The organism is Bradyrhizobium sp. JHI2711 (assembly GCF_056156565.1).
This window is the reverse complement of record NZ_JBPZPT010000001.1, coordinates 2,182,563-2,195,492: the sequence shown is the minus strand read 5'-3', so window position 1 is coordinate 2,195,492 and position 12,930 is coordinate 2,182,563. Positions and strand designations below refer to the sequence as shown.

The 12,930-nt window shown below is 63.7% G+C and carries 11 protein-coding genes; 7 read left to right on the top strand and 4 right to left on the bottom strand.

Annotated features, from left to right (window positions below):
• The first annotated feature begins 49 nt into the window (after nt 1-49).
• Together ACTEK7_RS10245 and ACTEK7_RS10240 are read left to right on the top strand one after the other, a co-directional pair.
• Nucleotides 50-565 (top strand): TRAP transporter small permease, encoded by a 516-nt coding sequence (locus tag ACTEK7_RS10245; RefSeq protein WP_225146126.1) that lies wholly within the window; start codon nt 50-52, stop codon nt 563-565.
• Nucleotides 562-1,881, top strand: a complete 1,320-nt coding sequence (locus ACTEK7_RS10240) for a TRAP transporter large permease (RefSeq protein ID WP_036025880.1) — start codon at nt 562-564, stop codon at nt 1,879-1,881. The genes ACTEK7_RS10245 and ACTEK7_RS10240 overlap by 4 nt, the downstream gene beginning before the upstream one ends.
• 50 nt (nt 1,882-1,931) lie before the next feature.
• On the opposite strand, the gene ACTEK7_RS10235 is transcribed toward ACTEK7_RS10240, so the two are convergent.
• On the bottom strand, nt 1,932-3,206 hold the full coding sequence (locus ACTEK7_RS10235; protein WP_225134150.1) for a serine hydrolase domain-containing protein: 1,275 nt from the start codon (nt 3,204-3,206) through the stop codon (nt 1,932-1,934).
• Nucleotides 3,207-3,366: 160 nt separating this feature from the next.
• Between ACTEK7_RS10235 and ACTEK7_RS10230 the strand changes: the two genes are divergently transcribed.
• The gene (locus ACTEK7_RS10230; RefSeq protein ID WP_225146125.1) at nt 3,367-4,284 is read left to right on the top strand and encodes an intradiol ring-cleavage dioxygenase; all 918 of its coding nucleotides are present in this window, start codon (nt 3,367-3,369) and stop codon (nt 4,282-4,284) included.
• Nucleotides 4,285-4,300: 16 nt separating this feature from the next.
• On the opposite strand, the gene ACTEK7_RS10225 is transcribed toward ACTEK7_RS10230, so the two are convergent.
• Nucleotides 4,301-5,191 (bottom strand): LysR family transcriptional regulator, encoded by an 891-nt coding sequence (locus tag ACTEK7_RS10225; protein WP_225146124.1) that lies wholly within the window; start codon nt 5,189-5,191, stop codon nt 4,301-4,303.
• A 102-nt stretch (nt 5,192-5,293) separates the two neighbouring features.
• Here ACTEK7_RS10225 and ACTEK7_RS10220 point away from each other — a divergent pair, with 102 nt between their 5' ends.
• Nucleotides 5,294-6,163: an SDR family oxidoreductase gene (locus tag ACTEK7_RS10220; RefSeq protein WP_057026771.1), complete on the top strand. Its 870-nt coding sequence runs from the start codon at nt 5,294-5,296 to the stop codon at nt 6,161-6,163.
• 75 nt (nt 6,164-6,238) lie between these two features.
• Here the strand turns inward: ACTEK7_RS10220 and ACTEK7_RS10215 are convergent, their stop codons facing one another.
• Together ACTEK7_RS10215 and ACTEK7_RS10210 are read right to left on the bottom strand one after the other, a co-directional pair.
• The gene (locus ACTEK7_RS10215; RefSeq protein WP_225146123.1) at nt 6,239-7,975 is read right to left on the bottom strand and encodes a bifunctional protein-serine/threonine kinase/phosphatase; all 1,737 of its coding nucleotides are present in this window, start codon (nt 7,973-7,975) and stop codon (nt 6,239-6,241) included.
• Nucleotides 7,976-8,035: 60 nt separating this feature from the next.
• Nucleotides 8,036-8,875 (bottom strand): formate/nitrite transporter family protein, encoded by an 840-nt coding sequence (locus ACTEK7_RS10210; RefSeq protein ID WP_036025912.1) that lies wholly within the window; start codon nt 8,873-8,875, stop codon nt 8,036-8,038.
• Between the two features lie 677 nt (nt 8,876-9,552).
• On the opposite strand from ACTEK7_RS10210, the gene ACTEK7_RS10205 reads away from it, so the two are divergent.
• The 3 genes from ACTEK7_RS10205 to ACTEK7_RS10195 all read left to right on the top strand — a co-directional run bounded on the left by ACTEK7_RS10205 (nt 9,553) and on the right by ACTEK7_RS10195 (nt 12,639).
• Complete coding sequence (locus ACTEK7_RS10205; protein ID WP_036004553.1) at nt 9,553-10,872, top strand: CmpA/NrtA family ABC transporter substrate-binding protein; 1,320 nt, start codon at nt 9,553-9,555, stop codon at nt 10,870-10,872.
• Between the two features lie 64 nt (nt 10,873-10,936).
• Nucleotides 10,937-11,833, top strand: coding sequence for a nitrate ABC transporter permease (ntrB, locus tag ACTEK7_RS10200; RefSeq protein WP_225146122.1), 897 nt, complete (start codon nt 10,937-10,939; stop codon nt 11,831-11,833).
• Nucleotides 11,834-11,844: 11 nt separating this feature from the next.
• Nucleotides 11,845-12,639 carry an ABC transporter ATP-binding protein gene (locus tag ACTEK7_RS10195; protein WP_036004558.1) on the top strand — a complete coding sequence of 265 codons (795 nt, stop codon included), beginning with the start codon at nt 11,845-11,847 and terminating at the stop codon, nt 12,637-12,639.
• The last annotated feature ends 291 nt before the right edge of the window (nt 12,640-12,930 follow it).

Below are 12,930 nucleotides of genomic sequence, written 5' to 3'. Positions count from 1 at the left end.
GCCCCGCTTCCTGCCCGGACATGGCGGATGAGCGCCGTACGGAGCTCCAATGTCCGAAATGCACGTCCCGTCCACACCGTCGCTGTGGCGTCGCGTCACCGCGGCCTATGCGAAATTGTTGGAATTCCTGCTTGCCGCCTGCGTCGGCATCCTGGTCATCCCCGTCACATTGCAGATCGTCTCGCGCTACACGCCGTTCATTCCCTCCTACATCTGGACCGAAGAGATGGCGCGATTCCTGTTCATCTGGACGATCATGATCGGCGCCATGGTGGGCATTCGCGAGGCTCAGCATTTCGAGGTCGACGTGTGGCCCGATTTGTCGCGGCGGTCGGAGGCCGCGGTGCGGATCATCGCGCGGCTCGGCGTGCTGGCACTGGCCCTCGTGTTCGTGTCGGCCGGCATCGAATTCACCCGCTTCGCCTGGAACAGGACGTCGGAGCTGGCCGATCTGCCGCTCTGGCTGATCCACGTCGCCTGGCCGGTGGCCGGCGTGACATGGATCGTGTTTGCGGGCGAACAGATGCTCGATGAAATGCGCGTTCTGGTCGGGGCACAGCAATGAACGGCACCGTACTTTCTGCCGGACAGGCCGCCATGGTGCTGTTCGGGGTCTTCGTCGGCCTGCTGATCGTGCGCGTGCCGGTCGCCTTCGCGCTGGGCCTTGCCTGCGTGCCGATCCTTCTGATCGAGCCGCGCCTGTCGCTGATGACGCTCGCGCAGGAGACTTTCAACGCGTACAACTCGTTCATCCTGCTCGCGGTGCCGTTCTTTCTGTTGACGGCGAACCTGATGAGTATCGGCGGCATCACGGATCGCCTGGTGGCGCTGTCGCGCTCGATGGTCGGGCACTGGCCGGGGTCGCTGGCGCAGATCAACGTCGTGCTGTCGGTGTTCTTTGCCGGTATCTCCGGCTCCTCCACCGCGGATGCGGCGAGCCAATCGAAGATCTTCATCGATGCGCAGACCAAGGAGGGCTACGATCTCTCGTTCTCCATTGCCATCACGGCGGCCTCCGCGGTTCTTGCGGTCGTCATCCCGCCCTCGATCCTGATGATCGTGTGGGGCGGGCTGATCTCGACCTCGATCGCAGCGATGTATCTGGCCGGTATCGTGCCCGGGCTGCTGATCGCGGGCGCGCAGATGGCGACGGTGCACGTCTATGCGGTGCGCCGCGGCTACCCGACCTATCCGAAGTCGACCTGGGTCGACATGCGATGCGCCATCTGGCGGTCGATACCCGCGTTAATAACGCCGTTCATCATCGTCGGCGGCATTCTGCTCGGCTGGTTCACCGCGACCGAGTCCGCCTGCGTTGCCGTGCTCTATTCCGTCGTGCTCTCGGCGTTCTTCTACCGCGAGACGGGAATCCGCGAATTGTACAGAGCCTTGCTCGACACTGGGCGCCTCGCCGGCGTGGCGCTGTTCTGCGTCGGCACCGCCAGTGCGTTCGGCTGGCTGCTGGCCTATTACAAGATCCCGCAAGAACTGCTGGCGAACGTTTCGACATGGGGCATGGGTCCCGTCGCGGCCGGCTTCTTCATCGCCTTCTGCTTTCTGGTGGTGGGCTGCTTTCTCGACGCCATCCCCGCGATCATCATCGTCGGCACCGTGCTGGAGCCGCTCGCCAGGTCCGTCGATCTGCATCCGGTCCAGTTCGCGATCATCTCCATCGTCTCGCTGGCCTTCGGATTGGTGACGCCGCCCTACGGCCTCTGTCTGATGATCGCCTGTTCGATCGCGGGCGTGCGGCTGCGCTATGCCCTGAAGGACACGGTCATCATGCTGATCCCGATGCTACTCGTGCTGGCGGCGGTGATCATTTGGCCCAGCGTGTCGCTGTTCCTGCCGCGCCTGATCGTGCCGGAAATGCTCAAGTGAGGGGCGATGGCGTGATCCCGCGGCCGGCGTCGCGGGGTCGTTGCGGTGGACTACAGATTGCTTTCGGTGATCGCGGCGTAGACCATGCTGCGCAGCTCGCGGCGGATCGGATAGGCGCTCGACGGCAGCACTTGCGTCATGAAGATCGCGATCAGGTCCTCGGCCGGATCGATCCAGAACGAGGTCGTGGCGGCGCCGCCCCAATTGTATTCGCCGGGGCTGCCGGCGATCAATGTCTCGGCCGGGCGCATGGTGACGGCGAAGCCGAGACCGAAGCCGATGCCGTTATAGGTCGCTTCCGAGAACAGCGAGCGCGAGACTTCCGGCAGCGCACGGCCGCCCGGAATGTGGTTGGTCGTCATCAGCGCCAGCGTCTTCGGCCCGATCAGCCTGACGCCGCCGAGCTCGCCGCCATTGAGCAGCGCACGGCAGAAGGTCAGATAGTCGGCAACGGTCGAGCACAGCCCGCCGCCGCCGGAGATGAACGAGGGCGGCGACAGGAACGAGCTCGTTGCCGGGTCGTCCTGGAGCGTCAGCCCCTCGCGGCGCTGGCTCGCATGGAAGGTCATGCCGCCGCCGGGATCGGCGGAATAGCAGGCGGCGAAGCGATGCGCCTTCGAGGCCGGGACGTGGAAGTCGGTGTCGGTCATGCCAAGTGGATCGAGGATGCGCTGTTTCAGGAACTGCTCGAACGGCATGCCGGAGATCTTGCCAATGAGATAGCCGATCACGTCGGTTGCAACGGAGTAATTCCAGGCCTCGCCCGGCGAAAACTCCAGCGGGATCTTGGCCAGGCCCTCGACCATGGTCTGGAGTGTGCCTGACTTCTCGACCTCGCCGATCTTTTCAGTGCGATAGGCGGCATCGACGTTGGAGCGTTGCTGGAAGCCATAGGTGAGCCCAGAGGTGTGGCGCAAGAGGTCGACGATCAGCATCGGCCGGGACGGCGGCCGGGTCAGGAACGCCGGGTAGGTGCCGGCGACGAACACGCCGAGGTCCTTCCACTCCGGAATGTATTTGGCGACGGGCTCGTCGATGGCGACGAGGCCTTCCTCGACCAGCATCATGAAGGCGACGCTGGTGAGCGGCTTGGTCATGGAATAGATGCGATAGATCGTATCGTCCTTCACCGGCACCTTGCGCTCGACATCGGCAAAGCCCTGCACCGAGCTGTGCGCGACCTTGCCGCGGCGGTAGACCAGGAGATGCGTGCCCGGGAAACGCCCGGCATCGATGTACCGGCGCTTGAGATGCGCATCGACGCGGTCGAGCGCGGCCTTGGACATGCCGACGGATTCGGGCGAAGCGGGGGTGGGGGCGAGCATCAGTTCCTCCGGGGCGTTTTGTCGGAAAGTTGATACCGAAATGACGGCCGCATTCCAAGCCGGTTGCGCTTAACGAGGCCGGGCCGGCTGGTGTAGACTCGGGCTCGGAACGCAAGGAGCCCGCCGGGGCCAACGAGAAGAACGCGAGGGCAAACGCACCATGACTCAGTTCACCGAGACCGAACTCACCGAAGCCGTCGTCAGGAGCTTCGACCACACGCCCGACACGCGCGCGAAATTTCTGCTGCAGGAATTGGTGAGGTCGCTGCACGATTACGTGAGCAAGACCGGTCTCACCTTCGCGGAATGGGAATATGCCATCGATTTCCTGACCCGGACCGGGCAGAAATGCACCGACACCCGCCAGGAATTCATCCTCTTGTCCGACGTGCTCGGCGTCTCCATGCTGGTCGACGCCGTCAATCACAGGGATCGCGACGGTGCCACGGAGACCACAGTGCTCGGCCCGTTCTATGTCGGCGAGCACAAGGTGACTGCGCACGGCACCGACATCTCGCCGAACAACCAGACCGGCGAGCGGATGTTCGTGCAGAGCCGCGTCACCGATCTCGCGGGCAAGCCGCTCGCCGGCGTTCCCGTCGACGTCTGGCACGCCGATGACGACGGCTTCTACGATTCCCAGAAGCCGAACTACGATGAGGTCGGCGCCTCGGCGCGGGCGCGCTTCATCACCGATGACGATGGCCGCTTCTTCTTCCGCACCATCCTGCCGTGCAGCTATCCGATCCCGACCGATGGTCCGGTCGGCGAGATGATCGTGCAGACCGGCCGCCACCCGATGCGCCCGGCGCATGTGCACTTCCTGGTCAATGCCAGAGGCTATGAGCCGCTGATCACGCACGTCTTCATGGACGGTGACAAATATCTCGACTCCGACGTGGTGTTCGGCGTGAAGGACGACCTCGTCGCCAAGGTCGAGCCGCGCAACGACCTTGAGATGCCCGACGGCACCAGGGCGAACGGGCGGTGGCATTTGATGACTTACGAATTCCACCTCAAGCCGGGCGGCGGCATGGCGCCGAAGCCGCTCGGGATGAAGGCGACCGAGCCGGCGTGAGGATGCGAAATCTCAGTCATCCCCCGATATAGGCTGCCAACTCGTCGGGCGTACCCTTTGGAAAGGCGTCTTTCAGATGATCGAGGAAAGCGGAGACGCGCGCACTGAGCAATCGCCGCGAGGGATAGAGCGTCCATAGGGCGATGTCGGCTCCCTCGACGTCGCCCCAGCGAACGAGCGTGCCGGCGGCAAGATCGTGGCTGACGAGCGACAGCGGCAGCCTCGCGGCGCCGATACCGGCTCTCACGGCATCGCGAACCATCATCAGGGATGACAGTCGAAGCACGGGATCGATCGCGATGCGCGATGGGCCGCTTGGCCGTCTGATGTCCCAAGTCGCAGCTTTGTCATCGCCGCGCACGATGGCCGGAACGGCGAGGTTTCCTCTCGGGTGCTTCAGAGCGGGGCTGGCGACGACCAGCATTCGGTCGCGCAAGAAGATGCGGCCGACCAGGCTTTCATCCGGATCGGGATTGACCCGGATCACGAGATCAAAGCCTTCCTCGATCATGTCGACGTAGCGGTCATCGGTCGTGACTTCGAGCCCGACTTGCGGATGCCGAAGGGCGAAGCCGGCCGCGAGACGGCCCATCGCGGTTTGCGAGAAGAGCAGGGGTGCGCTGATCCGCAACCTGCCCTTTGGCTTGTCCCCGCCCGAGGCGATCGCGGCCGCGGTCTCGTCGAGCTCGGTGAGGAGTGCGCCCGTCCGCTCATAGAGCGCGCGCCCTTCCTGGGTGAGCTTGAGCGTGCGCCCGCCGCGCTCGAACAGACGCAGATCAAGACTGCTCTCCAGTTCGGACACACGTCGAGACAAGGTCGCTTTCGGACGCCCCGCTGCTCGCGCGGCCTTTCCGAACCCTCCGTGACGGGCGACGAGATTGAAATCGGCGAGCGCAAGCAAATCCATCTGTTCCACCAATGAGACGGTCTGTCCAAATATAACGACTATCGGCTCGCATGTGGATCATTAGTTTCCGGGTGTCTTCCAATACCCAACCGGAGTGATCCCATGACCATCCTCGTTACCGGCGCCACCGGCACCATCGGCCGCAACGTCGTCGAGCAACTCGTCAAGCGCGGCGCCGATGTGCGCGCACTCGTCCGAAATCCCGAGAAGGCCAACCTTCCGGCAGGTGTCGCCGTCGCCCAGGGCGACTTGCTGGACGTCGATTCCGTGCGCACTGCGTTTTCGGGCGTCTCGACGCTGTTCCTGCTCAACGCCGTGGTGCCCGACGAATTCACTCAGGCGCTGACTGCGCTCAACCTTGCCCGCGAAGCCGGCATCGAGCGGTTCGTCTATCTTTCGGTCATTCACAGCGACCTCTACGTGAATGTGCCGCACTTCGCCGGCAAGTTCGGGGTCGAGCGCATGATCGAGCAGATGGGCTTCAAGGCGACCATCCTGCGGCCCGCCTATTTCATGAACAACGAACTCATGATCAAGGATGCCGTGACCGGATATGGCGTCTACCCGATGCCGATCGGCAGCAAGGGCCTTGCGATGATCGACGCGCGCGACATCGGCGAGATCGCTGCGATCGAACTGATCCGCCGCGAGACATCCGCAGCGCCGCTTCCGCTCGAACGCATCAATCTTGTTGGCCCTGAGACACTCACTGGCGCGAAGGCCGCCGCGATCTGGTCGGAGGTGCTCGGCCGCGCGATCGCCTACGGCGGAGACGACACCGCGGGGTTCGAGAAGAACCTCAGGCAGTTCATGCCGCCCTGGATGGCTTTCGACATGCGGGTGATGGGCGAGCGCTTCCTCACCGAGGGAATGATCCCTGAGCCCGGCGACGTCGAGCGTCTGACCGGCATGCTGGGCCGTCCCTTGCGCTCCTATCGCGACTTCGTCGCCGAGATCGCGGCCCCCGTTTGAGGCTTGCCAGAGCAGAAGCGCAGGCGGGCTGGCTGCGCCGCTCGCTATCGATCATGTGGCGAGCGGCAATCTTGATCAGCGCGCATGCAGCAAGGCCAGCAGCACGACGACGGCGCAGGCGAGCGCCGCCGTTGTCAGCTTCCAGAACATCAGCGGGCTGCGCTCCAGGAGCGGTGTGATGCGCGTGTCGAGATAGGCCGGGTTGGGCGTGCGAAGCTCGAAGATGAATTCCGAGAGATCCTCGTGCCGCTTGTAGGGATCGGGATGGAGCGCGCGCCGGAGCGCGCCGTCGACCCAGGCGGGAACGTTGCGGTCATCGTCGGCGGCGCGATATTTAAGCTTTCGCACATCCGCCTTGCGCCGGATTTTGGCGATTTGGGTGCCGTAGGGCAGCTTTCCCGTCAGCATCTGGTAGCAGATCACGGCCAGAGAAAACATGTCGGAGCGCGGCGAGCCGCCTTGCCCCAGGAAATATTCCGGCGCCGTGTACTGGACGGTGCCCAGGATTTCGTCGGCCTCCCCTGGCGACGCCGCCTCGGCCACGCCGGCGACCCTGACCGATCCGAAGTCGATGATCTTGGCGGTGCCGGTCTTGTCGATCAGGATGTTGTCGGGCCTGAGGTCTTGATGCAGCATCTCCATGCGATGGAAGGCGCGCAGGCCTGCGGCGATCTGCTCGATGAGGCCGCGCACGGTTTCGAGATCGGGCCGCGGATTGTCGGTCATCCACTGCTTCAAGGTCTGCCCCTCGACGAACTCGGTCGCGACGTAGAGATAGCCGCGTCGCCGCGACTGCGACAGCGGCTTGAGCACATGCGGGCTGTCGATCCGGCGTGCGATCCATTCTTCCATCAAGAAGCGCTTGAGATAGGCGGCGTTGTCGCGTAGGTCGACCGACGGCAGCTTGAGCGCGACCGGCTGCTCGGTCTCGGTGTCGACGGCGAGGTAGATATGGCTGCGGCTGCTGCCGTGGATCTCGCGGACGATCCGGTAGCCGTCGAAGATCGCCCGCGGCTCCGGCAGCGTCGGCAGCGGCAATTCTGAGCTCTGATTGAAGATGCCGGCCGGATCGCGCTGCGGCACCGCATCGATCCGCAGGATCTGCACGGTGATGTTGTCGTCGCTGCCGCGCCGATAGGCTTCCTCCACGATCGCCTTCGCCGCCCCGTCCAGCTCGGCTGCGTGCTCGTCGATTGCACTCGTGACGAAACGCGCATCGACGAACTCGTACGCACCGTCGGTTGCCAGCAGGAACGTGTCGCCGGCCTCGATTTCGATCGCCTGATAGTCGATCTCGAGCTGCGGATTGATGCCGAGCGCGCGGCCGAGATAGGTCTGCTCGGACGAGACGATGATGCGGTGATCGTCGGTCAGTTGCTCCAGCGCCTTGCCGGCGACGCGATAGACGCGGCAATCGCCGACATGGAAGATGTGCGCGGTGGTTGCCTTGATGACCATGGCGCTGAGCGTGCAGACATAGCCCTTGTCGCGGTCATAGGCATATTGGCTCTTGCGCGTCTGCGCATGCAGCCAGGAATTGGTCGCCTCCAGCACACGGCGGGCGGAGGTCTTCACCGTCCACGACTCCGACGTGCAGTAATAGTCCATCAGGAAGCTCTTGACCGCCGACTCGCTGGCGATCTGGCTTACCGTGCTCGAGGAAATTCCGTCGGCGAGAACGGCCGCGATGCCCTTCAGGCTGAGCAGCGGCTCTTCCGGAATCAGGACGCCGTGAAAGTCCTGGTTGATGGGCTTGCGACCCTTGTCGGAATGCTGGCCGACCGAAATCTGGAGTCCGCGGGGCATCGTCATCACCGGGAGAGGGGAGCCTCACCGTGCTTGGGCGAGGCTCCCCTGTCGATACCTATTCGATCAGGCCGCGACGCGGGGCCTTGCAGCCTTCTCCGCCTGGCGCTTCGGCAGGGTCATGACGTGGGTGGCATAGAGGGTCATGCCGGTGAAGGCGAGGCCGCCGACGAGGTTGCCGAGCACGGTCGGGATCTCGTTCCAGATCAGATAATCCATGATCGAGAACTTCGCGCCGAGCAGCAGGCCCGACGGGAACAGGAACATGTTCACGACGGAATGCTCGAACACCATGTAGAAGAACACCAGGATCGGCATCCACATCGCGATGACCTTGCCGGGGACGGAAGTCGAGATCATGGCGCCGACGACGCCGGTCGAGACCATCCAGTTGCAGAGCATGCCGCGCAGGAACAGCGTCGCCATGCCGGCCGCGCCGTGCGCGGCATAGCCAAGGGTTCGGCCCTCGCCAATATTGCCGATGGCGGCGCCGACCTTGTCGGGCGCCTGCGTGAAGCCGAAGGTCGTGACGAAGGCCATCATGAAGGCGACGGTGAAGGCGCCGGCGAAATTGCCGACGAAGACGAGACCCCAATTGCGCAGCACGCCGTTGAGCGTAACGCCCGGGCGCTTGTCGATCAGCGCGAGCGGCGAGAGCACGAACACGCCGGTCAGGAGGTCGAAGCCCAGGAGATAGAGCATGACGAAGCCGACCGGGAACAAGAGCGCGCCGACCAGCGGCTGGCCGGTGTTCACGGTGATCGTGACGGCAAACCAGGCTGCGAGGGCCAGGATCGCGCCGGCCATGTAGGCGCGGATGATGGTATCCCGGGTGGACATGAAGATCTTGGACTCGCCCGCATCCACCATCTTGGTGACGAATTCCGAAGGCGCGAGATACGACATCAATGGTTCCTTTTGCTTGGTAAGTGAGATCGACACGCCCCCGACGAGGGCGCGGCTGAACGTCATCGGCCGTGCGGGCAGCCTGCCGCGCACGAGGGCTATGGAAAGTCTGGAAGCCTTGGGAATCGCGTCACGAGGACTCTGAAGCCGGAGACCGCGAAGCAGGTGAGCTTCCGGGATGCAGCCGCCAGAGGCTGCATCAATGCGGCCAAGCCGCAGTCGTCGTTGACGCAACCTTAGAAGCAATTTGTGTGCCGTGGTGCGTCGATCGAAAAAGCGAGCAAATTCAGCTGGATGTCAGCTGCAGGGGGGATGATTGGCAGAACTGCGCCGCCTCTTGCTTGAGCGACTGCACAACGTTTGTGCGACGCACAAGGATTGAGCAGATCGCAAACTTCGCGTGCGGAACAGGGCTGCGTTAGTCAGACGCGGAATTACCAAGCATCTGATTATCCATCATTTTTGGCGGTGGCAGGCTTGGCATGAAGCTTGAATAGTTCCAGGCCGACGCCATTGAAGCCGTCCCGCGAGACTTCTCATCCGAATTGCTGACGCACCCAAACGGGGTCTCCCCGTCGCGCGTTCGCATGCGCCTTTTTCTGGCGTCACGGACGGACGGGCTGCTCGTGCGCACTGACGCAATCATTCCGCAACGACGCAAAAGGACGACACGACCTATGACCAAGCGCATTCGCCGGCCCTCCGAGACTGGCCTCAGCCGCCGTCAATTGTTGAAAGCCACCGGCTCGACCGCCGCACTGCTCGCCGCCGCCAAGCTGAATTTCCCCGCCGGCGCCTTCGCGCAGGACGCAGGCCCCGAGGTCAAGGGAGCCAAGCTCGGTTTCATTGCGCTCTCCGATGCCGGCCCGCTGTTCGTCGCCAAGGACAAGGGCCTGTTCGCCAAGCACGGCGTGCCTGACACCGACGTGCAGAAGCAGGCGTCCTGGGGCACCACGCGCGACAACCTCGTGCTCGGCTCCGAAGGCAACGGCATCGACGGCGCGCACATCCTCACCCCGATGCCGTACCTGATCTCGGCCGGCAAGGTGACGCAGAACAACCAGCCGACGCCGATGTACATCCTGGCGCGGCTCAATCTCGATGCGCAGTGCATCTCGGTCGCCAAGGAATATGCCGACCTCAAGCTCGGCACCGATGCGGCGCCGTTCAAGGCGGCGCTTGAGAAGAAGAAGGCGTCCGGCAAGGCCGTGAAGGCTGCGATGACCTTCCCCGGCGGTACCCACGATCTGTGGATCCGCTACTGGCTCGCCGCCGGCGGCATCGATCCCGACAAGGACATCGAGACCATCGTGGTGCCGCCGCCGCAGATGGTGGCGAATATGAAGGTCGGCACCATGGACTGCTTCTGCGTCGGCGAGCCCTGGAATCTCCAGCTCATCCACCAGGGCATCGGCTACACCGCCGTCAACACCGGCGAGATCTGGAATAAGCATCCGGAGAAGTCCTTCGGCATGCGCGCGGCCTTCGTCGACAAATACCCGAAGGCCAGCAAGGCGATCCTAATGGCCGTGCTGGAAGCCCAGCAATGGGCCGACAAGGCGGAAAACAAGCAGGAGCTGGCCGCCATCATGGCCAAGCGGCAGTGGATCAACTGCCCGGTCGAGGACGTCTACGATCGCACCGCCGGCAAGTTCGACTATGGCATCCCCGGCAAGGTGGTCGAGAACTCGCCGCACGTCATGAAGTACTGGCGCGATCATGCCTCCTATCCGTTCCAGAGCCACGATCTCTGGTTCCTCACCGAGGACATCCGCTGGGGCAAGTATGAGCCGAACTTCGATACCAAGGCGCTGATTGCCAAGGTCAACCGCGAGGACATGTGGCGCGATGCGGCCAAGACCCTCGGCGTCGCCGCCGCCGACATTCCGGCCACCACCTCGCGCGGAAAGGAGACCTTCTTCGACGGCAAGGTGTTCGACCCCGAAAATCCGGCCGCCTATCTGAAGTCGCTCGCGATCAAGCGCGTCGAAGTCTGATGGAGCCCTGCGGCCGCCTTTAGGGGCGGCCGCATCGTCCCTGCCACGCCGGAGAGAGATAGCGATGAACATGACTGCCACGAAGATCGAGGTTGAGACCGCGACGCCTGCCGCAACGATTGCGCCGGTCGTCACGCTGACGCCGAAGCGTCCCCCGCGTACTGAGGCTTACGCACGCATGGCACGCGAGACCGCCGTGCGCGTGATCCCGCCGCTGATCGTGATCGCTCTGCTGACGCTGGTGTGGGAGCTGGTCTGCCGCAGAGCCGGCTCGGCGCTGCCGCCGCCCTCAAAAGTGTTTGCGGATACGAAGGAGCTGATCTTCGATCCGTTCTTCGACCGTGGCGGCATCGACAAGGGCCTGTTCTGGCATCTGTCCGCCAGTCTCCAGCGCGTCGCCTTCGGCTACTCGCTCTCGGCGATCGCCGGCATCGCGCTCGGCGTGCTGGTCGGGCAGTCGGTCTGGGCGATGCGCGGGCTCGATCCGCTGTTCCAGGTGCTGCGCACGATTCCGCCGCTGGCTTGGCTGCCGCTCTCGCTCGCGGCCTTCCGCGACGGCCAGCCTAGCGCGATCTTCGTCATCTTCATCACGTCGATCTGGCCGATCATCATCAACACCGCGGTCGGCATCCGCAACATCCCGCAGGACTATCGCAACGTCGCCGCGGTGGTGCAGCTCAATCCGCTGGAATTCTTCGCAAAGATCATGATCCCGGCGGCGGCGCCCTACATCTTCACGGGCCTGCGCATCGGCATCGGCCTGTCGTGGCTCGCGATCGTCGCCGCCGAAATGCTGATCGGCGGCGTCGGCATCGGCTTCTTCATCTGGGACGCCTGGAACTCCTCGCATATCAGCGAGATCATCCTGGCGCTGTTCTATGTCGGCATTATCGGCTTCGTGCTTGACCGCCTGATCGCGGGGCTCGGCAAGGTCGTCACCCGCGGCACCGCGCAGAACTGAGGAGAGGGGACATGACCGCCTACTTGAAACTCGACCACATCGACAAGGTCTTCACCCGCGGCACCGCCACCACGGAGGTGCTCAAGGACATCAATCTGACGATCGAGAAAGGCGAATACGTCTCGATCATCGGCCATTCCGGCTGCGGCAAGTCGACCCTGCTCAACATCATCGCAGGGCTGACCGGCGCCACGATGGGGGGCGTGCTGCTGGAAAACCGCGAGGTGAACTCGCCAGGGCCCGATCGTGCCGTGGTGTTCCAGAACCACAGCCTGCTGCCGTGGCTGACCGTCTACGAAAACGTCAGGCTTGGCGTCGACAAGGTCTTCGCCAAGACCAAGTCCCGTGCCGAGCGCGACGCCTGGGTGATGCACAATCTCAACCTCGTGCAGATGGCCCATGCCAGGGACAAGCGTCCATCGGAGATCTCCGGCGGCATGAAGCAGCGCGTCGGCATCGCGCGGGCGCTGGCCATGGAGCCGAAGGTGCTGCTGCTCGACGAGCCGTTCGGCGCGCTCGACGCGCTGACCCGCGCCCACTTGCAGGACTCGGTGATGGCGCTGCATCAGAAGCTCGGCAACACCATCCTGATGATCACCCACGACGTCGATGAGGCCGTGCTGTTGTCCGACCGCATCGTGATGATGACCAACGGACCGAGCGCGCGCATCGGCGAGGTGCTGGAAGTGCCGCTGGCGCGGCCGCGCAAGCGGCTCGACCTCGCGACCAACGCCACATATCTGAAGTGTCGCCAGCGCGTGCTCGAATTCCTCTACGAGCGTCATCGCTTCGTCGAAGCCGCGTAAGTCACGCGTTCACGCGGGATACGCCCGCGCTTAATTAATCGACATCAAGCTCAATCCTTGTGCGTCGCACAGGGATTGAGCGAAACGCAAATTTTGCGTGCGGAAAAGCCCTGCAAACGATTCGGGCAATACGAATAACATCCTGAAATCCCTGTGTTTCCTGCGTGCGCGCAACTGGCACGGAAATTGAAACGTCTTCGCGCGACGCCAACGACGACGTCCCTCAACATCATCAATCAGCATCGTGATCTCGCCACCGGGGTGAAGCCTCGGAGCGCGCCTCCGTGACCG

Coding starts and splice junctions, on each gene's coding strand:
- ACTEK7_RS10215 (WP_225146123.1), bottom strand. CDS start 7,975: ATGACGATGCCCCGCGGACTCCAGATTTCGGTCGGCCAGCATTCCGAC.
- ACTEK7_RS10240 (WP_036025880.1), top strand. CDS start 562: ATGAACGGCACCGTACTTTCTGCCGGACAGGCCGCCATGGTGCTGTTC.
- ACTEK7_RS10245 (WP_225146126.1), top strand. CDS start 50: ATGTCCGAAATGCACGTCCCGTCCACACCGTCGCTGTGGCGTCGCGTC.
- ACTEK7_RS10220 (WP_057026771.1), top strand. CDS start 5,294: ATGACCATCCTCGTTACCGGCGCCACCGGCACCATCGGCCGCAACGTC.
- ACTEK7_RS10195 (WP_036004558.1), top strand. CDS start 11,845: ATGACCGCCTACTTGAAACTCGACCACATCGACAAGGTCTTCACCCGC.
- ntrB (WP_225146122.1), top strand. CDS start 10,937: ATGAACATGACTGCCACGAAGATCGAGGTTGAGACCGCGACGCCTGCC.
- ACTEK7_RS10205 (WP_036004553.1), top strand. CDS start 9,553: ATGACCAAGCGCATTCGCCGGCCCTCCGAGACTGGCCTCAGCCGCCGT.
- ACTEK7_RS10235 (WP_225134150.1), bottom strand. CDS start 3,206: ATGCTCGCCCCCACCCCCGCTTCGCCCGAATCCGTCGGCATGTCCAAG.
- ACTEK7_RS10225 (WP_225146124.1), bottom strand. CDS start 5,191: ATGGATTTGCTTGCGCTCGCCGATTTCAATCTCGTCGCCCGTCACGGA.
- ACTEK7_RS10210 (WP_036025912.1), bottom strand. CDS start 8,875: ATGTCGTATCTCGCGCCTTCGGAATTCGTCACCAAGATGGTGGATGCG.
- ACTEK7_RS10230 (WP_225146125.1), top strand. CDS start 3,367: ATGACTCAGTTCACCGAGACCGAACTCACCGAAGCCGTCGTCAGGAGC.